The following is an 18,894-nucleotide window of genomic DNA, read 5'->3' as shown; positions in this document are numbered from 1 at the left end:
GCACTCAGTCACCGAACGGCCCTGCGGCGCAGAACGCACCGCCCTGGTAGACCTTGGCCGGGTCATTGGCGGCGACGGGCGGTTGGGCCTCGACCTGGGCGCGGAACACTTCGGAGCTGTCCTTGGGGGCAAAGCCCAGGTGGGCGGCGTAGCGGTTGTCCCACCAGGTGTCGAGGTTGGCCGACATGCCGTAGACCACGGTATGCCCGACGTTGGGCGTATACAGCGCGCGTTCGAGCAGTTGGGTCAGGTCGTCGAAACTCAGCCAGGTGTGCATCATCCGGCGGTTCTGCGGTTGCGGGAACGAGGAGCCGATACGGATGCTCACGGTCTCGATGCCATAACGGTCGAAGTAGAAACTGGCCATGTCTTCGCCGTAGGACTTGGACAGGCCGTAATAACTGTCCGGGCGGCGCGGGGAATGGGCGTCGAGTTGTTCGCCCTGCTTGTAGAAACCGATCACGTGGTTGGAACTGGCGAAGATCACCCGCTTGACCCCGTGGCGGCGGGCGGCTTCGTAGATATGGAAAACGCCACTGATGTTCGCGCCCAACACCTCTTCGAACGAGCGCTCCACCGAAACGCCGCCAAAGTGCAGGATGGCGTCGACGCCCTCTACCAACTGATGCACGGCGTGTTTGTCGGCCAGGTCGCAGATGTGCACTTCTTCGCGAGCATCGGTGGCGGGGGCCATTTCAGCGATATCCGAAAGGCGCAGCACCTGGGCATAAGGACGCATGCGTTCACGCAGGACTTTGCCCAGGCCGCCAGCGGCACCGGTGAGCAACAGGCGGTTGAAGGGAGTGGGGGTAGTGGTGGTCATGGGCCTTCCAGATTTTTGTTGTAGGTTGTCGTATGACTATGGGGAAATAGTGTTAGGGATTCCGGATGTTGTCAACGTCCAGCTCTCTGTAGGAGCGAGCTTGCTCGCGAAAAACGTCAACGATAACGCGTGTTTCTGATTAAACGCGGCGCCCATGGGTTTCTCGCGAGCAAGCTCGCTCCTACAAAAACCTGACGAAGCCCTCCCACATTCAGAGCAACGAAATCGGATAGCTGATAAAAATCCGGTTCTCATCGAACTCGTTATTGCTGAAGTCCCGACGCATGGTCGAGTTGCGCCACTTCACATTGAGGTTCTTCAGCGCACCGCTCTGCACCGTGTAGGCCAACTCCGACTCACGTCCCCACTCCTTGCCGTCGGTGATCGCCCCGGTGTGTACATTGCTGCCGCTGATATAGCGGTTCATCAGGGTCAGCCCCGGAACGCCGAGCACCACAAAGTTGAAGTCGTGGCGCACCTGCCAGGACTTTTCCTTGGCGTTGTCGTAGCTGGCGTTGTAGCTGTCGTTGGCCAGGGTGCCGCCGCTGGTGCCGTTGATGCGCATCCAGGCGCTGTCGCCGCTGAGTTTCTGCAGGCCAACGTAGAAGGTGTGGCCGTTGTATTTGGCCGAGAGCAGGGCGAACAGGGTCTTGTTATCGAGGTCGCCGGCCAGGGCGCTGCCGTCTTCCTTGCCGTTGAAGAACCCGAGGTTGGCGCCCAGGGTCCAGTCGCCCAGCGGCTGGCTGTGGGTGAGGTTGAGGTACTGCTGTTGGTAGATATCAGTCAGTTCGGCGTACCACAGGCCGACCTGGGTACGTTTGTCGTTGAAGGTGTATTCGCCGCCGCCGAAGTTGAAACGGTCCGAAGTGAACGCGGCTTTGCCGTTCATGAACATGTCTTCCATGCTCGCGTCGTTGCGCGGGCTGTTGCCGCGAAACTGGCCACCGTAGAGCGTCAGGCCGGCGATTTCATTGGAGGTGATTTGGCCGCCACGAAAGGTCTGGGGCAAGGAGCGGCCGTCATCGGAACGCAAGATCGGCAGCACCGGCATCCATTCGCCCACCTTCAATTCAGTCTTCGACAGCCTGGTTTTCAGCGCGACACCCAGGCGCCCGAAATTGTCGGCGGGGCGGCCATCGTCATGCACCGGCAACAGTTGAGTGCCAGCAGTGCCTTTGCCGCCATCGAGCTTTTGTGAATACAGGCCCAACACGTCAATCCCGAAGCCGACCGTGCCCTGGGTAAAGCCGGATTTGGCATCAAGGATAAAATTCTGCGTCCACTCTTCGGCCTTGCCCTGGGGGTTGGTCGGGTTGGTGAAGTTGCGGTTGAAGTAGGCATTACGCAGGTTGAGCGTGGCCTTGGCGTCGTCGATAAAGCCTTCGGCGTTGGCACCCAGCGGCAGGGTGACGGCCAGGCTGCCGAGACCGAGAAGGCCCAGGCGCGTGCAGGAATGACGGGCGGATTGACTCACAGTGAGGCTCCCTTTGTTTTGTTGTTTTTATTATTTGTCATACGTCGTCGTACAACATTGGGCGCGATATTTGCGAGGTTTTGAGGGCGTGTCAAGCAGAAGTTATACGATGACTTGGGTGAAACGATTCAACGCAGCGGCACGGTCGCCCCCCTGTAGGAGCGAGCTTGCTCGCGAAAAACTCACGGGCGCCGCGTTCATTCAGGAAGTACGCGTCATCGTTTACGTTTTTCGCGAGCAAGCTCGCTCCTACATTGATTGCATTGCAACGCAGGTTTCAGCCAGCCATGACCATCGGCGGCAGGGTGCCAAGCAGGGAAACCGCAGCCACCGCCGCAATGCCCAACAGCCACTCCATCATCACGCTGGCTCTCAAACTGCCCAGGCGTTGCTCGCAGCGTTTGATACGCAACCGGTTCAACAACGCCAACCCCAGCATACCCAGCACCAGCCCCACCTTGATCAGCAGGATCAAGGCGAAGCCCTCGAACAGCGGCGTGGGCCACAGTTGCCCGGTGAGCACGCGCACGTTGATCAGACCGGTCACCAGCAGGCCGCCGACCAGGCCATATCCCACACCACTGAAGCGACGCAGAATCGGTTCCAAGCGCTGGCCTTGCACCTGCCCAAGGATCAGCACCAACACCAGCAACCCACCGAGCCAGGCCCCAACGCACAGCAGGTGCACCACCTGGTTAAGGATCAGCAACCGCCCACTCAGCCCGTCGAGCATGGCGCCATGGCCTACGGGTGCCAGGGTCGCCAGCAGCAGGGCGAGCAGCGGCAAGCGCAAGGCCGGCCAGGGCTTGATCAGCACGATCACCAGCAGCAGATTCAGTAGCAGATGCCAGGCCCATACCTGGCCAAAAAAGGTCTTGCCCAGCACCAACTGCACCGTGGCCGGTTGCAGCGCCGAGTCCCAACTGCCGGCCATGCTGGCGGTGATCAATAGCAACCACACAACCCCGGTGAACAGCCCCAAGCCGGCCAGGCCACGGGTGATGCGCAGCAATTGCCGGTCCAGTGTCGGCTGCACATGAGCGCCGAGCAGCCAGGGCCTGAACACCCAGGCCCCGAACATTAGCAACACGACGCAAAAATGCAGGAAGCGGCACAGCACCAGCAGGGTTGCCATAGGTTATTGGCCGACCTTGAAGCTGTAAGTGCCTTCGCTTTTGTGAGTGTCGACCGACACCGCATGCCATTCGACTTTATACGTGCCGCTTGCCAGCGGAGCGGCGGGCGTGACCACCAGGGTTTTCTTGTCGGCGTCCGGGGTTTCCAGGCCCTTGATGGCGATTTCGATGCCGTCCTTGCTCAAGGAGACCTTGGTAAAGGTGGCTTCGACGCCTTCGCTGAAGGTCAGGCGCAGGTCTTTGGGGGCGGCGACGTGGCTGTCAGCCGCAGGTTCCGCGCTCTTGAGGTGAGCGTGGGCAAACGCCGCAGAAGCGCCCAGCAGGGCAGTGAACAGGACAGCAGCGGTCAGGGACTTCTTGAGCAACATTGTTCAATACCGATCAGAGGAAAGGAGCCGGCAGTGTACGAAGTTTCGGCTTGGCCTGTCGCCCCGATCTAGAGCCGGTGGTAGTCTTTAGGCCGTGTTGTTGTCAGGGAGCCCTCATGGGCAATCACAAGATCGGAATTCGTCGGGTCAACGTCGAGAAAATCCTGCTGGCGGCGGAGAAGGTCTTCGCCAACAAAGGCTATGGCAGCACCGCCATGGCCGACATCGCCGAAGAAGCGCAACTGCCGCGCTCCAACCTGCATTACTACTTCACCACCAAGAGCGAGCTGTACAGCGCGGTGCTGTTCGACTTGCTGGAGTTGTGGAAGCAGGACGCCCTGAGCTTTGAAACCTTTGACGACCCCCGTGTAGTGCTCAGCAGCTACATCCGCGCCAAGATGCAGCGCTCGCGCACGCGCCCGTATGGCTCCAAGGTCTGGGCCAATGAAATCATCCACGGCGCGCCCACACTCGGCGAGGCCCTGGATGAAAGCCTGTATGACTGGGCCAAGATGAAGGAAGCGAAGATTCGCCAATGGGTGCAAGACAAACGCATCCTGCCGGTGGAGCCCTCGAGCCTGCTGTACATGATCTGGGCCTCGACCCAGCACTATGCCGACTTCGACCACCAAGTGAAGATTCTGAATGACCACCAGCCGTTGTCGGACAGGCAGTTCGAGAAGGCCATTCAGACAGTGACCGGTGTGATTTTGCGCGGGATTGGGTTGGAGCCGTAAGCCTTGTAGTGAGGCTCAAGGCCCTATCGCAGCATAGGTATCTACACAACTTCGAGGCGACGCTGGACCTGTGGCGAGGGAGCTTGTTCCCGTGATGGCCTGACATCCGACGCTGATCTAACTGATGCGCCGCGATCCAAATGTGGGAGCTGGCTTGCCTGCGAAGACGGTCTTACAGCCAACTGGGATGTTGGATCAGAGCGCGTACATATCCGTTATTTAGGTAACGGCCACTTAGGGTTCCGCCCTGACGGCGGCTCACTTTTGAAAAGCGCAAAAGTAAGCAAAACGCTCTTGCCCCACCACTCGGCACCTCGCTTGGGCTCGGTGTGCCCGTAATCCGCCAGTGATTTGGGGGGCCGCCGCCACGCGCCATCCATGGCGCGGGGCGGCTAAACCGGCATCCCTGCCGGTTTACCCCCCAAATCCCTGTCGAATTCCGGCCAGCGTGGTTTAACGGGGCGCCTGAGATCAAGATCACAAGCAGATCAAGAGCAAGATCAAGAGCGGCTCGCTTCGCATCGTGATTACCGTTGAGCGCTACAGAGTTGTGTAGATACCTATGCCTATCGCAGGCAAGCCAGCTCCCACCGTTAATGTGGGAGCTGGCTTGCCTGCGATAGCGATCTAAAGAACTACACCGCTTCCCGGTAGGGGTTGCGCGGGTCCTGCGTCCAATTCAAAAACGGCTTGCCGGTGTCGATCGGCACCATCTCGATGCAGTCGGCCACCGGGCAGGTGATCTGGCACAGGTTGCAGCCCACGCACTCATCGTCGATCACCTCATACAGATGCGTGCCATCGGCCTGCTTCAAGCTGGCAATGGCCTGGTGCGAGGTGTCCTCGCAGGCAATATGGCAACGCCCACAGCCAATGCACGCCTCTTGATCAATCTTGGCGATGACCTGGTAGTTGATGTCCAGGTACTTCCAGTCCGTGGTATTGCCCACCGCCCGCCCGGAAAACGCCTGCAGGTTGGCATGGCCCTGGCTGTCCATCCAGCGCGACAAGCCATCCTTCATCTCTTCAACGATGCGAAACCCGTGCAGCATCGCCGCCGTGCACACCTGCACCGCGCCGCAGCCCAGGGCGACGAATTCCGCGGCGTCGCGCCAGGTACCGATGCCGCCGATGCCGCAGATCGGCAGGCCGTTGGTCTGTGGGTCACGGGCGATTTCGGCGACCATGTTCAGTGCAATCGGCTTCACCGCCGAGCCGCAGTAACCGCCATGGGTGCTCTGGGTACCGACCACCGGCAGCGCGACCATGCGCTCCAGGTCCACGCTGGTGATGGAGTTGATGGTGTTGATCAGCGACACCGCATCGGCGCCGCCGCGATAGGCCGCCCGCGCCGCCACGCGGATGTCGGTGATGTTCGGCGTGAGCTTGACGATCACCGGCAGCGAACAATACGTCTTGCACCAGCGCGTCACTTGCTCCACGTACTCCGGCACTTGGCCGACGGCAGCGCCCATGCCCCGCTCGGGCATGCCGTGAGGGCAGCCGAAGTTCAGCTCGATGCCGTCGCAGCCGGTCGCCTCCACCAAGGGCAGGATGTTTTTCCAGGACGCTTCGACACAAGGCACCATCAGCGAGACGATCAGCGCGCGGTCCGGCCAGTCCTTTTTCACCTGGGTGATTTCCCGCAGGTTGATCTCCAGGGAACGGTCGGTGATCAGTTCGATATTGTTGATGCCCAGCACTTCGCGGTTGGCGCCATAGTGCGCGGAGTAGCGCGACGACACGTTCACCGCCGCCGGATCTTCCCCCAGGGTTTTCCACACGACGCCGCCCCAGCCGGCCTCGAAGGCGCGCACCACGTTGTAGGCTTTGTCGGTGGGCGGCGCGGAGGCCAGCCAGAACGGATTAGGCGCTTTGATTCCGGCGAATACAATCGAGAGATCGGCCATTACGCAGCCTCCACAGTCAGCATGAGTTGGGCATGCATGGCTTCGGCGGCCCGCTTGCCATGTTGTACCGCCTGGACGGTGAGGTCCTGGCCGAGGCTGACGCAATCGCCGCCGGCATACACCCCTGGGATGCTGGTGCGCAGTTGCTCATCGACGAAGATGCGCTCGCCGACGCGATGCAGTTGTTGGGCCAGCGGATCGTGCAGGGCGTCGTTGTCGAAGCCTTGCCCGATCGCCTTGAAGATCGCATCGGCAGCCAATTCGAAGGTTTCCCCGGTAGGCAGCAGGCGACCGTTTTCCAGGCGGGTGCGGGCAAAGCGCATGCCGCGTACGCGGCCTAGGTCGTCGAGCAGAACTTCGTCGGGTTGGGCCCAGGTCAACAGCCGTACTTGATTGGCCTTGGCGATGTCCTGTTCGTGGTGGGTTGCGCCCATGTCGGCCAGGCCACGGCGGTATACCAGATTGACATCGCGGGCACCGAGGCGGGCCATCTGCACGGCCATGTCGATGGCGGTATTGCCGGCGCCGAGCACGATGCAGCGGTCGGCCAGGGGCAGTTGGGTGAGGTCGTCGGCCTGGCGCAGTTCGTGGATATAGTCGGTGGCGGCGAGCAGGCCGGGGGCGTCCTCAAAGGGCAGGCCCAGCTGTTTGCTCGCAGCGAGACCCAGGCCGAGGAACACCGAATCGAATTGCTGGTGCAGTTCGCTCAAGGTCAGGTTGTCGCCCAGGCGTTGGCCGTGGCGAACCTCGATGCCGCCAATCTGCAGGAGGAAATCCAGTTCCTTCTGGGCAAAGTCGTCCACCAGTTTGTATTTGGCGATTCCGTATTCATTCAGGCCGCCGGCTTTTTCCCGCGCCTCGAATATCACCACGTCATGGCCGTGCAAGGCGGCGCGGTGAGCGCAGGCCAAACCCGCGGGCCCGGCACCGACCACGGCGATGCGCTTGCCGGTGGGCGCGGCGCGTTGGAACGGGTGTTCGCTGAAGTGCGCGTTGTCGATGGCATAGCGTTGCAACAGGCCGATCAGCACGGGGGCGCATTCTTCAGCGTTGTTGCGCACACAGGCTTGCTGGCACAGGATCTCTGTGGGGCAAACCCTGGCGCAACTGCCACCGAGGATGTTGGCCGAGAGGATTTTCTGCGCGGCCCCTTGCACGTTCTCGGTGTGGATATTGCGGATGAACGACGGGATGTCGATCTCGCTGGGGCAGGCATTCACACAGGGTGCGTCGTAGCAGTACAGGCAGCGCGAGGCTTCCAGCTGCGCCTGGCGGGCGTTGAGGGGCGGCGCCAGGTCGGTGAACTGGCTGGCGAGGGTGGCCCCGTCTTCGCGGGGGTGGGGGAGGTGGGTCAGGGTCTGGATCACGGTGTTGGCCTCACGGTTATTGAGGTGCTGCCTCTGATGGGCATTGGTTTTTTGTTGCCTGTGCTGGCCTCTTCGCGAGCAAGCCCGCTCCCACATTCCACCGCATTTGTCCTGTTGAAATGGGATCAAATGTGGGAGCGGGCTTGCTCGCGAAGGGTGGTTCAGCGCTTCACAGCCACTGGCTTGCAAAGCGCTGCCCGCTTGCTCAACTGCTCGAACACCGACGGATATGCCGGCCGCTCCACATACCGTCCAGCCCCTCGCTCGGCGCGCAGGTCACCATCGGCCCACACCAGCTTGCCCTGGCTGATGGTGTGGCTGGGCACGCCGCGCACGGTCTTGCCTTCGAAGATGTTGAAGTCCACCTGCTGATGGTGGGTCTTGGCGGAAATGGTTCGCGTGCCCTCGGGATCCCATAGCACCAGGTCGGCATCGGCGCCCACGCGTATCGCGCCTTTACGGGGGTAGAGGTTGAAGATCTTCGCGGTGTTGGTGGAGGTCAGCGCGACAAATTCCTGCATCGACAAACGCCCGGTATTGACGCCTTCGTGCCACAGCAGCGCCATGCGGTCTTCAATGCCGGCGGTACCGTTGGGGATCTTGCTGAAGTCGTCACGCCCGGCGGCTTTTTGCTCGGCGCAGAAACAGCAGTGGTCGGTGGCGGTGGTGTGCAGGTTGCCCGCTTGCAGGCCGTGCCACAGCGCCTCTTGGTGCCCGCGTGGGCGGAATGGCGGGCTCATCACATAGCCGGCGGCGGTCTGCCAGTCGGGGTGCTGGTACACGCTGTCATCGAGCAACAGGTGGCCGGCGAGCACTTCACCGTACACCGCCTGGCCCTTGCCCCGGGCATAAGTGATTTCATCCAGGGCTTCCTTCGTCGACACATGCACCAGGTACAGCGGCGTGCCGATGGTCTCGGCAATCCGGATAGCGCGGCTGGCCGCTTCGCCTTCCACCTGGGACGGGCGCGACAGCGGATGGGCCTCCGGCCCGGTGATGCCCTGGGCCATCAGCTTGCGTTGCAGGTGATACACCAGCTCGCCATTTTCGGCATGCACCGTGGGCACCGCGCCGAGTTCCAGGCAGCGTTCGAAACTGGCAACCAAGGTGTCATCGGCGGCCATGATCGCGTTCTTGTAGGCCATGAAATGCTTGAAGCTGTTGATGCCGTGATGGCTGACCAGCTCGGCCATTTCCTCGCGTACCTGCTCGCTCCACCAAGTGATCGCTACATGAAACCCGTAGTCGGCGGCAGACTTTTCGGCCCAGCCGCGCCACTGGTGGAAAGCTTCCATCAGCGATTGCTGCGGGTTGGGAATCACGAAGTCGATGATCGATGTGGTACCACCGGCCAAGCCTGCCGCCGTACCACTGAAAAAGTCTTCACTGGCCACGGTGCCCATGAAGGGCAGTTGCATATGGGTATGGGGGTCAATGCCGCCTGGCATCAAGTATTGGCCGCTGCCATCGAGTATTTCGTAGCCTGCGGGAATATCCAGATTCGTGCCAATGGCGCGAATTAGACCCTCTGCGCATAACACATCGGCGCGGTAACTTTCATCATGGGTAATAACGGTGGCGCCACGGATCAACAGCGACATGTCGAGTTCCTCACAGGCTTGACCGGCTTGTGCCAGTTCTAAGTGTTGTAATACTGCGTACCGAGGGTTGGTTAATTCCTGTCGTCGGTGACAGGAATAGAAACTAGCCCGAGTTTTTCGAATGAGCAAGAAGATTTTTATCAAGCCTTTGAGGTTTTTATCTGTTTGATTCATATAGTAAAAATACTGTCTTCACCAAAATGAAGCACACCAACCCTGTTTTGACGCACTTGACAGGTTCTTGATTTGATCAATATTTCTTATTGCAAATCAGGCGCTTGAGATATGCCGCTTGACGGCGTCGAGAAATAAAAATAATTGTGATGCACCAGATTGAGACCTGAAGGTTCGGGCAACTTGCGTGTTGTTTAGCCTGACGCGTGCGGCAAGTACCGCAGGCTCAATTGGAAAGCTGATAAACATCAGCAGGTTATATAAGTGGTGCGGGTTCAGAGGCGGTTGTCGGCACGGTTATTGAGTGCAAGGGCAGTTGGCCGGAACCTGGATGTCATGTTGTTGATGCGGTACTCCGGCCACCTGAACCCAGCGTGCAGGTGAGCAACAATAATTTTAAAAAAACCGTGGAGCGGCCATGCAACAGAACAGATCGCAAGTTATCGAGCGCAACGGCCTGTACGAACTCGACGCCGGCCCCGACGTCCTCGACAGCCCTCGCTACAACCACGACATGGCACCCACCAAAGTGCACGAGCGCACCTGGAACAAATGGCACATCACGGCGCTGTGGGTCGGCATGTCGATCTGCGTACCCACCTACACCCTTGGCGGGGTGCTCACGGCGTATTTCGGGCTGTCGGTGGGGGAGGCGCTGATGGCGATCCTGCTGGCCAACATCGTGGTGTTGATCCCGCTGACCCTCAACGCGTTTCCCGGCACCAAGTACGGTATTCCGTTTCCGGTGCTGTTGCGTTCGTCCTTTGGCATCCTCGGCTCCAACGTACCGTGCCTGATCCGCGCGCTGGTGGCCTGCGGCTGGTTTGGTATCCAGACGATGTTCGGCGGGCTGGCGATCCACCTGTTCCTGGGCTCGATTTTCGACGGCTGGAAAGCCCTCGGCGGTACCGGTGAGGTGATCGGTTTCATGCTGTTCTGGTGCCTGAACCTGTGGGTGGTGCTGCGCGGCGCCGAGTCGATCAAGCGCCTGGAAACCTTGTCGGCGCCGCTGTTGGTCGCAGTGGGAATTGGGCTGCTGGTATGGGCGATGCCCAACGTGTCCCTCAGCGAGCTGATGGCTATTCCACCCAAGCGCCCCGAAGGCGCAAGTCTCACGGGTTACTTCATGGCGGGGCTCACGGCGATGGTGGGTTTCTGGGCCACGTTGTCATTGAACATTCCTGATTTCAGCCGCTACGCCAAGAGCCAGAAAGATCAGATCCTCGGGCAGATCTTCGGCTTGCCGCTGACCATGTTCCTGTTCGCCGCCCTTGGCGTGGTCATGACCGCCGCCTCGGTGAAACTGGTGGGGGTGAGCGTCTCCGACCCGGTGAGCCTGATTGGTCATATCCAGAGCCCGGTGTGGGTGGCCATCGCCATGGCGCTGATCATCGTCGCGACCTTGTCCACCAATACCGCGGCAAACATCGTCTCGCCCACCAACGACTTTCAGAACATCGCGCCCAAGCTGATCAACCGCACCACGGCGGTGATCCTCACCGGCCTGGTAGGGCTGGCGCTGATGGCCCATGAACTGCTGAAAAAACTCGGGCTGATCGTCTCGGACGTGAGTCTTGAAACCGTCTATTCCAACTGGCTGCTCGGCTATTCGAGCCTGCTGGGGCCGATTGCCGGGATCATGGTGGTGGACTACTTCATTACTCGCAGACAACAGCTGGACCTGGCCGGCCTGTACCGCGACGACGTGTACCCGGCCTGGAACTGGAGCGGCTTTATCGCCTTTGGCGTACCGGTGGTGCTGACGCTGCTGTCGTTGGGCAGCGATGCGTTCAGCTGGTTCTACAGCTACGGCTGGTTCACCGGCTCGGCGTTGGGCGGGGTGTTGTATTACGGCTTGAATGCCAAGCGCGGGGCGAGCCCGATCACCGCCAAGGCCCCGTTGTAATTCGTTGAAATGCAATCCAAATGTGGGAGCGGGCTTGCTCGCGAATGCGGTAGTCCAAGCGACATTTTTGGTGACTGATACACCGCTTTCGCGAGCAAGCCCGCTCCCACATTTTTGACTTCTTTACACAGTTGAATCGAGCCGACTCATAAGAACCTGTAGCCTGAGGAGATCCCCATGAACGCTGCCCTCGACGTTCTGCAATCGACCCATCAGCACATCAACCGCGACCGCCTGTGGCAGTCGCTGATGGACCTGGCCCAGCTCGGCGCCACCGCCAAAGGCGGGGTGTGTCGCCTGGCCCTCACCGACCTCGACCGCAAGGCCCGCGACCTCTTCGTGCAGTGGTGCGAAGCTGCCGGTTGCACGGTCACCATCGACGGCATCGGCAATATTTTCGCGCGCCGCCCCGGCCGCAATCCCGACCTGCCACCGGTGATGACCGGCAGCCACATCGACACCCAGCCCACCGGCGGCAAGTTCGACGGTTGCTTCGGCGTGCTGGCCGGTGTGGAAGTGCTGCGCACCCTCAACGACCTTAATGTGGAAACCGAGGCGCCGCTGGAAGTGGTGGTATGGACCAACGAAGAAGGCTCGCGCTTCCCGCCGTGCATGATGGGCTCAGGGGTGTTTGCCGAGAAGTTCAGCCTGGCCGATACCCTGGCCAAGGTCGATGCGGACGGCGTCAGCGTGGGGGATGCGTTGAACGCGATTGGCTATGCCGGAACGCGGCCGGTCAGCGGGCATAAGGTCGGCGCGTATTTCGAGGCCCATATCGAACAAGGGCCGATTCTGGAGGATGAACACAAAACCATCGGCGTGGTGCTCGGCGCCCTCGGGCAAAAGTGGTTTGACCTGAAGCTGCGCGGTGTTGAAGCCCATGCCGGCCCTACACCCATGCACTTGCGCAAGGATGCCCTGGTAGGCGCGGCGGCGGTGGTGGCCGCCGTGAACGCGGCGGCGTTGGCGCACCAGCCCCATGCATGCGGCACGGTGGGTTGCCTGCAAGCGTATCCGGGATCGCGCAACGTGATTCCCGGTGAAGTGCGCATGACCCTGGATTTTCGTCACTTGGAACCGGCACGGCTGGATTCGATGATTGCCCAGGTGCGCCAGGTGATCGACGACACCTGTGCCAAACATGGTCTGACTTATGAGATGGAACCCACCGCCGATTTCCCGCCGCTGTACTTTGACAAAGGCTGTGTGGAGGCGGTGCGCGATGCCGCGAATGGCCTGGGTCTGTCGAACATGGACATCGTCAGCGGGGCAGGGCACGACGCGATCTTCGTGGCTGAGCTGGGCCCGGCGGGGATGATCTTCGTGCCGTGTGAAGGTGGTATCAGCCATAACGAAATCGAGAACGCCGCACCGGATGACTTGGCGGCGGGGTGTGCGGTGTTGTTGCGCGCCATGGTAGCCGCTTCAGCGGCCATCGCCAGCGGCAAACTCGCGGCCTGAAATGCGCTAAAAAATGTAGGAGCGAGCTTGCTCGCGAAAAACGCCAACGATAACGCGTGCTTCCTGAGAAAACGCGGTGCCTGTGGGTTTTTCGCGAGCAAGCTCGCTCCTACAGGGTATTAACTCGGCTGCCAGCCGCCGCCGACTGCGGTCAAAAGTCCCACACTCGCCTGCAACTGCCGGGTCTGCACCGCTTGCAACGTCCTCTGCGCCTGCAGGGCGGCAGTTTGGGCGGTGACTACATCCAGGTAACTCACCGCCCCGGCCTGATAGCTGTTCATCGCCAAGGCCTGGGTATGTTGCGCCGCATCTGCCGCCGCTTGCTCGTCCTCGGCTTGCTGCTGCAAATCCCGCAGTTGCGCGAGGTTATCTTCCACTTCACGCACGGCTTTCAATACGTGGCTACGGTACTGTGCCGAGGCCTCTTCGAACTCGGCCTTGGCCTGGCGCTCATTGGCGCTCAAGCGCCCGCCGTCGAAGATCGGCAGATTCATCAGTGGCCCCAGTGCCCAATACCGGTTGCCAGCGGACAGCAGGTTGCCAACGCCTTGGGTCTGCCCGCCCAGCACACCGGTCAAACTGAAATCCGGGAACCACGCCGCCTTGGCCACGCCGATCGTTGCGTTGGCCGCAAACACCCGTCTTTCAGCCGCGGCGATATCCGGGCGACGCTGCAGCAGGTGGCTGGGCAACTGCGCCGGAATGCTTGGCAACGCCATTAACTGCGGGCTGGGCGGCAATGAAAAATCACTGGCCGTCACGCCCACCAATTCGCCGATGGCATGCTCGGCGAGGTTGCGCTGGCCACGCACTTCGTCCAGCTGCGCCTTGGCTTCGGCTAGTTGGTTTTGCGCGCGGGTCAGGTCCAGTTCCGACGCAATCTGGCCTTCATAACGGCTGCGGGTCAGTTGCAACGCTTGGCTGAAGTCCTGCAACGACGTGTTGAGGATTCGGCCCTGTGCATCCAGCCCATTGAGCTGCACATACAGGCTCGCCAACTGCTGTTGCAGGCTCAGGCGCACCACCGCCAGATCATCAAAGGACGCTTGCGCCTGGGCATCGCCCGCAGCGACCTGGTTGCGGATTCTGCCCCACAGGTCGAGGTCGTAACCCAGGGAGAACCCAGCGGTATTGCTGTTGTACACCGACGGCTGTGTAGTGCCGCGTAGCGGTCGTGAATCCGATTGACGTTGGCGCAGCGGTTGCGCGCTGGCGGTGATTTGCGGGAAAAGGCCCGCGTGCAGTTGACTGGCGTAGGCCTGGGACGCATCGAAGTGCGCCAGCGCCGCGGCCAGGTCCGGGTTGGCCTTGAGCAGTTGCTGTTGCAGCGCGTTCAGGCGCGAATCGTTGTAAAGCTGCCACCACTGGGGCGCCAGTTGATCCGACGGTTGCGCGCTGTGCCAGGGGCCATCGCTGGTTTGTTCGCGGTAGTGGGCGGGCAGGTCAATCGACGGCACTGTATAGGTGGGCGCCATCGAGCAACCCTGCAACGCCAGCACCATCAGTGCCGCCAGCGGCTTAAGCCTTGGGCGCATGCGCACCTCCCAAGGCGTCGGCCAGTTGCACCGGGTCGCCTTCGCGCAGAGCGTCGGGCGGGTTGTCGATGATGCGGTCAGCAGGCTTCAGGCCTTGGTCGATCACCAGGCGCTCGCCGAGGTCCAGGCCAATATGAATGTCTTGCAGGTGCACATGGTTGCGACCGTCCAGTACCGCAACCTGGGTGCCCTGGGCGCGGAAGATCAAGGCGCTGGCCGGGATGCTCACGCCACGGGTATCGGCCGGAATCGGCAGGGTGACTTCGGCGTAATCGCCTGGCAGCAGTTCGCCGTTGGGGTTGTCGGCAACGAACTGGGCGAGCAGGGTGCCAGAGCGGCGGTCGATGGCAGTGGAGTCACCGATCAGGCGTGCCTTGAAGTGCTCGCCGGGGTGCTCAGGGACGGTCAGTTCAGCCTCAAGGCCCGTATGAATCACCGCTGCATAGTTCTGCGGCACCGGCACGTACAAGCGCAATTGGTGGGTGTCGGCAATGTTGAACAGTTCCGGATCGCTGGCGTTATCGGCCTTGATCAACTGGCCGATGTCCGTGTTGCGGGCGGTGATGGTGCCAGCGAATGGCGCTCGAAGGGTCTTATAGCTTTCCAGGGCGCACAGTCGTGCGTAGTCCGCTGCCGCGGCTTCGGTGTTGGCCTTGGCGGCTGCGGCGTTGGAGGTTTTCTCATCGGCGTCCTGGCGCGATACCGAATGGCTGGCCAGCAGGTTTTGCCAGCGGGTCGCCGTGGTGGCTGCCAGGCGTGCATTGGCTTGCTGCTGGATCAGGCGGGCATGGGCCTGGGCCAGTTGTTGGTCGAGGTCGGGGCTGTCGATTTCGGCGAGGATTTGCCCGGCCTTGACCTGGGCTCCGATGTCGACTTTCCAGTCCTTCAAGTAGCCGCTGACCCGCGCATGGATCGCCGCCTTGCTCCATGCCTCCAGGTGGGCGGGCAGGCGCAGGGTGTCACCGCCGGCGTTTGGCTTGGGTTGGAACACCATCACCTGCGGGACGGCGGCGGCTTCGGTCCAGGCGGTGACCGACTGCTCGTGCAGCGTACGTGCGTGCAGGCCGCTGGCGACTAACAGGGCAGCCAACGTCAGGCCACCGGCACCCATGAGCATCAGACGCTTGCGCGAGGGTTTTTGATCAGGCGACATGGGGCGTTTCTCCAGCAGTTGCGCGAGTAGGATGACGACCGTGGACCAGGCTGAAGACCACGGGAACAAACAACAAAGTGGCGATGGTGGCAAAGATCAAACCACCGATGACAGCCCGGCCGAGCGGGGCGTTCTGCTCCTCGGAAATGGCCAGGGGCAGCATGCCGATGATCATTGCCAGGGCGGTCATGCACACCGGGCGAAAGCGCGTATAGCCGGCTTCCAGCGCGGCTTTCAACGCATCGCCATGTTCGGCCAGGCGCTCACGGCAGAAGCTCACCACCAGAATCGAGTTGGCGGTCGCCACGCCCATGCACAAGATGGCACCGGTGAGTGCTGGCACCGACAACGAGGTGCCACTGAGGAACAGCATCCACACGATGCCCGCCAATGCTGCCGGCAACGCCGTGATGATCACAAAGGGGTCGGCCCATGACTGGAAGTTGACCACGATCAGCAAGTAGATCAGCACCACCGCGCCAAGCAGTCCGAAGCTCAAACCACTGAACGCCTCATGCAGCGCATCGATCTGCCCGTGCAGGCTGATGGTCGCGCCTTTGGGGCGCATGGACGCAGTGTCATCCAGCACCTTTTGCACATCGCGGGCCACACCGCCGAGGTCGCGGCCTTGCACGTTGGCGTACAGGTCCAGGGTCGGCTCGATGTTGTAGTGGGTCACCACGGCAGGGCTCTGTACCCGGGAGATGGTTGCCACGCCGCCGAGAATTTGCGCCTGCCCATCGGCACCGGTCACTGGCAGCGCTTCCAGGGACGGCAGGCTGTCGAGGCGGTATTGCGGGGTGGCGGCGACGATGGAGTAAGACACGCCGTTGGCCGGGTTGAGCCAGAAGGTCGGCGCGGTTTGCGAGCTGCCGGCGAGGGAGGCGACCATGCTGTTGGTGACGTCACGCTCGGTGATGCCCAGGCCATTGGCGCGCATACGGTCCACGTTTACTTGCAGCGAGGGGTAGCCGGTGGACTGCTGGATGCGCAGGTCGGCAATCCCCGGTACATGTTGCAAGCGCCGTTCAAGCTCGACGGCATAGGCGCGGTTTTCCGCGTCATTGCGCCCGGAGATTTTGACGTCCAGAGGGGCGGGAGCGCCGAAGTTGAGGATCTGGCTGCTGATGTCCGCCGGCAGGAACGCAAAGTGGCTGCCGGGGAAACTTTGCGGCAGGGCTTCACGCAGTTTTTTCACATAGTCGGCGGTGGGCGCGTGGTGCGTTTTCAAGCTGACCTGGATGTCACCGTCCTGCGGGCCGATGGTGCCGCTGCTGCTGTAGGCCATGTCGATGCCGCTGAGCGGAATGCCAATATTGTCGACGATGGTGTCCAGTTCTTCGGCGGGGATGACCTCGCGGATCCGTGCTTCGATGCGATCGAACGCCGCGGCACTTTCTTCGATGCGCGTGCCCAGTGGCAAGCGCACATGCAGGGCCAAGGCACCCGCATCGGTGGCCGGGAAAAAGTCCTGGCCCAGGCTCGGCAACAGCAGGAACGACGCGAGTACGCAGGCCAGGAACCCGACAATGAAGCGCTTGCGTGCGCCCAGTGCCAATGTGAGCACACCATGGTAAGTGTCACGGATATTGGAGAAGTGGCGCTCAAAACCCTGTTGGAAATTCAGCACCGATTGCAGCAACGCATTGCGCGGTTTCGCGTGTTGCTCACCTTCATGATGGTTGATGAATTCGTCTTCGGGATGGTGCCCCACGCCTTGCTCTGGCCTGTGCGGCTTGAGCAAAAACATCGCCAGCGTCGGCACCAGGGTGCGCGAGAGAATGAACGAACTGGCCATGGCAAAGATCACTGCCAGCGCCATTGGCCGGAACAGATAACCGGCGATGCCTTGCAGCAGAAACATCGGCACGAACACGATGCAGATGCACAACAGCGAGACGAACGCCGGGCCGACGATTTGCGCGGCGCCGTCGAGAATCGCGGCCTTCACCGCCTTGCCTTGCTCCAGGTGCCAGTTGATGTTTTCGATGGTCACCGTGGCGTCGTCCACCAGGATGCCCACCGCCAACGCCAGCCCGCCCAACGTCATCACGTTGAGGGTTTGCCCACTGACGGCCAACAGCGCGATGGCCGACAGCACTGCCAGGGGAATCGACGCGGCGATGATCAAGGTCGAGCGCCAACTGCCGAGAAACAGCAGGATCATCGCACTGGTGAGCAGTGCGGCAATGATGCCTTCCTGGGCCACGCTGCCCACCGACTGCTTGACGAACACCGAGGCATCGCCCAGCAGCGAGGTTTTCAGCGACGGTGGCAAGGTTTCGTTGATGCGCGGCAGCATCTGCCGGATACCGTCGATGATCGACAGCGTGGAAATGCTGCCGTTTTTCAGCGCCGGCATCAGCACGGCGCGATGGCCGTCGACCCGCACGATATTGGTTTGCGGTGGTGAACCGTCGCGCACATGGGCCACTTGGCCGATGGTGATCAACGCCCCGTCGACGGTTTTGATCGGCAGGTCGTTGAGTTCATCGATGGCCTTGGGGCTGTTGTTGAGCAGGATCGTGTATTCGTTGGGGCCGAGCTTGGCGGTGCCCACCGGGATGATCTGGTTCTGCAGCGCCAGGGCATTGCCCACATCCTGGGCCGACAAGCCTTTGGCGGCCAGGGCTTGAGGGTCGAGGTCGAGGGTGATCTGCCGTTGCTTGCCACCCATTGGGGTGGGCATGGCCAGGCCGGGCAGGGCGCTCAAGGGCAGGCGGATATTGTTCTGCACCAGGTCGCGAATTTTGGCTTCCGAAAGGCTGGGGCTGGAGAACGCCATTTGCAGGATCGGCACCGTGGAGGCGCTGTAGTTGAGGATCAGTGGCGGGGTGATGCCCGGTGGCATTTGCTTGAGCACGGTCTGTGACACCGCCGTGACCTGGGCATTGGCGGTACGTATATCGACGCCAGGCTGGAAGAAGATCTTGACGATGCCCATGCCGGGCAGCGATTGCGACTCGATATGTTCGATGTCGTTGACGGTGGTGCTCAGGGAGCGTTCGTAGGTGTAGATCACCCGGCCGGCCATGGCGTCCGGAGACAGGCCGTTGTACTGCCACACCACGGCGACCACGGGAATGCCGATATCGGGAAAAACATCCGTGGGCGTGCGCAGGGCCGCCATGGGCCCGATGATGCAGATGAATATAGCCAGCACGATGAAGGTGTACGGCTTTTGCAGTGCGGTCTTTACCAGCCCGAGCATGCGTGAGTCTCCGAGAAGAGCAGGATTGCAAACCCCGG

13 protein-coding genes are annotated in these 18,894 nt (G+C 61.4%); 3 read left to right on the top strand and 10 right to left on the bottom strand.

Annotated elements, in window-relative coordinates:
- Positions 1-4: 4 nt before the first annotated feature.
- The 4 genes from BUE92_RS24275 to copC all read right to left on the bottom strand — a co-directional run bounded on the left by BUE92_RS24275 (position 5) and on the right by copC (position 3,801).
- The gene (locus BUE92_RS24275; RefSeq protein ID WP_073526746.1) at positions 5-823 is read right to left on the bottom strand and encodes an NAD-dependent epimerase/dehydratase family protein; all 819 of its coding nucleotides are present in this window, start codon (positions 821-823) and stop codon (positions 5-7) included.
- Positions 824-1,034: 211 nt separating this feature from the next.
- Positions 1,035-2,297: an OprD family porin gene (locus BUE92_RS24270; protein WP_073526744.1), complete on the bottom strand. Its 1,263-nt coding sequence runs from the start codon at positions 2,295-2,297 to the stop codon at positions 1,035-1,037.
- 277 nt (positions 2,298-2,574) lie between these two features.
- The gene (gene copD, locus BUE92_RS24260; protein WP_073526742.1) at positions 2,575-3,432 is read right to left on the bottom strand and encodes a copper homeostasis membrane protein CopD; all 858 of its coding nucleotides are present in this window, start codon (positions 3,430-3,432) and stop codon (positions 2,575-2,577) included.
- A 3-nt stretch (positions 3,433-3,435) separates the two neighbouring features.
- Positions 3,436-3,801, bottom strand: a complete 366-nt coding sequence (gene copC, locus BUE92_RS24255) for a copper homeostasis periplasmic binding protein CopC (RefSeq protein ID WP_073526741.1) — start codon at positions 3,799-3,801, stop codon at positions 3,436-3,438.
- Positions 3,802-3,917: 116 nt separating this feature from the next.
- Here copC and BUE92_RS24250 point away from each other — a divergent pair, with 116 nt between their 5' ends.
- Complete coding sequence (locus tag BUE92_RS24250) at positions 3,918-4,538, top strand: TetR/AcrR family transcriptional regulator (protein ID WP_014719000.1); 621 nt, start codon at positions 3,918-3,920, stop codon at positions 4,536-4,538.
- 635 nt (positions 4,539-5,173) lie between these two features.
- Here the strand turns inward: BUE92_RS24250 and preA are convergent.
- From preA to hydA, 3 genes are all read right to left on the bottom strand, one after another.
- Entirely contained in the window at positions 5,174-6,448 is a 1,275-nt protein-coding gene (preA, locus tag BUE92_RS24240; RefSeq protein WP_034127958.1) for an NAD-dependent dihydropyrimidine dehydrogenase subunit PreA, read from the bottom strand.
- On the bottom strand, positions 6,448-7,815 hold the full coding sequence (locus BUE92_RS24235; protein WP_073527212.1) for an NAD(P)-dependent oxidoreductase: 1,368 nt from the start codon (positions 7,813-7,815) through the stop codon (positions 6,448-6,450). Before BUE92_RS24235 ends, preA begins: the two co-directional genes overlap by 1 nt.
- A gap of 161 nt (positions 7,816-7,976) precedes the next feature.
- Positions 7,977-9,416 (bottom strand): dihydropyrimidinase, encoded by a 1,440-nt coding sequence (hydA, locus tag BUE92_RS24230; RefSeq protein WP_073526740.1) that lies wholly within the window; start codon positions 9,414-9,416, stop codon positions 7,977-7,979.
- A 592-nt stretch (positions 9,417-10,008) separates the two neighbouring features.
- On the opposite strand from hydA, the gene BUE92_RS24225 reads away from it, so the two are divergent.
- The gene (locus tag BUE92_RS24225; protein ID WP_073526739.1) at positions 10,009-11,496 is read left to right on the top strand and encodes an NCS1 family nucleobase:cation symporter-1; all 1,488 of its coding nucleotides are present in this window, start codon (positions 10,009-10,011) and stop codon (positions 11,494-11,496) included.
- Positions 11,497-11,673: 177 nt separating this feature from the next.
- The gene (locus BUE92_RS24220) at positions 11,674-12,957 is read left to right on the top strand and encodes a Zn-dependent hydrolase (RefSeq protein WP_073526737.1); all 1,284 of its coding nucleotides are present in this window, start codon (positions 11,674-11,676) and stop codon (positions 12,955-12,957) included.
- A 119-nt stretch (positions 12,958-13,076) separates the two neighbouring features.
- On the opposite strand, the gene BUE92_RS24215 is transcribed toward BUE92_RS24220, so the two are convergent.
- Genes BUE92_RS24215 through BUE92_RS24205 form a run of 3 tightly spaced genes read right to left on the bottom strand, consistent with a single transcriptional unit; the run spans position 13,077 to position 18,856 of the window.
- On the bottom strand, positions 13,077-14,492 hold the full coding sequence (locus BUE92_RS24215; protein WP_073526735.1) for an efflux transporter outer membrane subunit: 1,416 nt from the start codon (positions 14,490-14,492) through the stop codon (positions 13,077-13,079).
- The gene (locus BUE92_RS24210) at positions 14,476-15,645 is read right to left on the bottom strand and encodes an efflux RND transporter periplasmic adaptor subunit (protein ID WP_073526732.1); all 1,170 of its coding nucleotides are present in this window, start codon (positions 15,643-15,645) and stop codon (positions 14,476-14,478) included. The genes BUE92_RS24215 and BUE92_RS24210 overlap by 17 nt, the downstream gene beginning before the upstream one ends.
- Positions 15,635-18,856 (bottom strand): efflux RND transporter permease subunit, encoded by a 3,222-nt coding sequence (locus tag BUE92_RS24205; protein ID WP_073526730.1) that lies wholly within the window; start codon positions 18,854-18,856, stop codon positions 15,635-15,637. Before BUE92_RS24205 ends, BUE92_RS24210 begins: the two co-directional genes overlap by 11 nt.
- Positions 18,857-18,894: the final 38 nt, after the last annotated feature.

The organism is Pseudomonas fluorescens (genome assembly GCF_001902145.1).
GTDB lineage: Bacteria > Pseudomonadota > Gammaproteobacteria > Pseudomonadales > Pseudomonadaceae > Aquipseudomonas > Aquipseudomonas fluorescens_BV.
The sequence above is the reverse complement of the archived record's forward strand: the minus strand, read 5'-3'. Positions and strand labels throughout refer to the sequence as shown.

Coding starts and splice junctions, on each gene's coding strand:
- BUE92_RS24210 (WP_073526732.1), bottom strand. CDS start 15,645: ATGTCGCCTGATCAAAAACCCTCGCGCAAGCGTCTGATGCTCATGGGT.
- BUE92_RS24220 (WP_073526737.1), top strand. CDS start 11,674: ATGAACGCTGCCCTCGACGTTCTGCAATCGACCCATCAGCACATCAAC.
- copC (WP_073526741.1), bottom strand. CDS start 3,801: ATGTTGCTCAAGAAGTCCCTGACCGCTGCTGTCCTGTTCACTGCCCTG.
- BUE92_RS24275 (WP_073526746.1), bottom strand. CDS start 823: ATGACCACCACTACCCCCACTCCCTTCAACCGCCTGTTGCTCACCGGT.
- BUE92_RS24225 (WP_073526739.1), top strand. CDS start 10,009: ATGCAACAGAACAGATCGCAAGTTATCGAGCGCAACGGCCTGTACGAA.
- BUE92_RS24205 (WP_073526730.1), bottom strand. CDS start 18,856: ATGCTCGGGCTGGTAAAGACCGCACTGCAAAAGCCGTACACCTTCATC.
- preA (WP_034127958.1), bottom strand. CDS start 6,448: ATGGCCGATCTCTCGATTGTATTCGCCGGAATCAAAGCGCCTAATCCG.
- BUE92_RS24215 (WP_073526735.1), bottom strand. CDS start 14,492: ATGCGCCCAAGGCTTAAGCCGCTGGCGGCACTGATGGTGCTGGCGTTG.
- BUE92_RS24250 (WP_014719000.1), top strand. CDS start 3,918: ATGGGCAATCACAAGATCGGAATTCGTCGGGTCAACGTCGAGAAAATC.
- hydA (WP_073526740.1), bottom strand. CDS start 9,416: ATGTCGCTGTTGATCCGTGGCGCCACCGTTATTACCCATGATGAAAGT.
- copD (WP_073526742.1), bottom strand. CDS start 3,432: ATGGCAACCCTGCTGGTGCTGTGCCGCTTCCTGCATTTTTGCGTCGTG.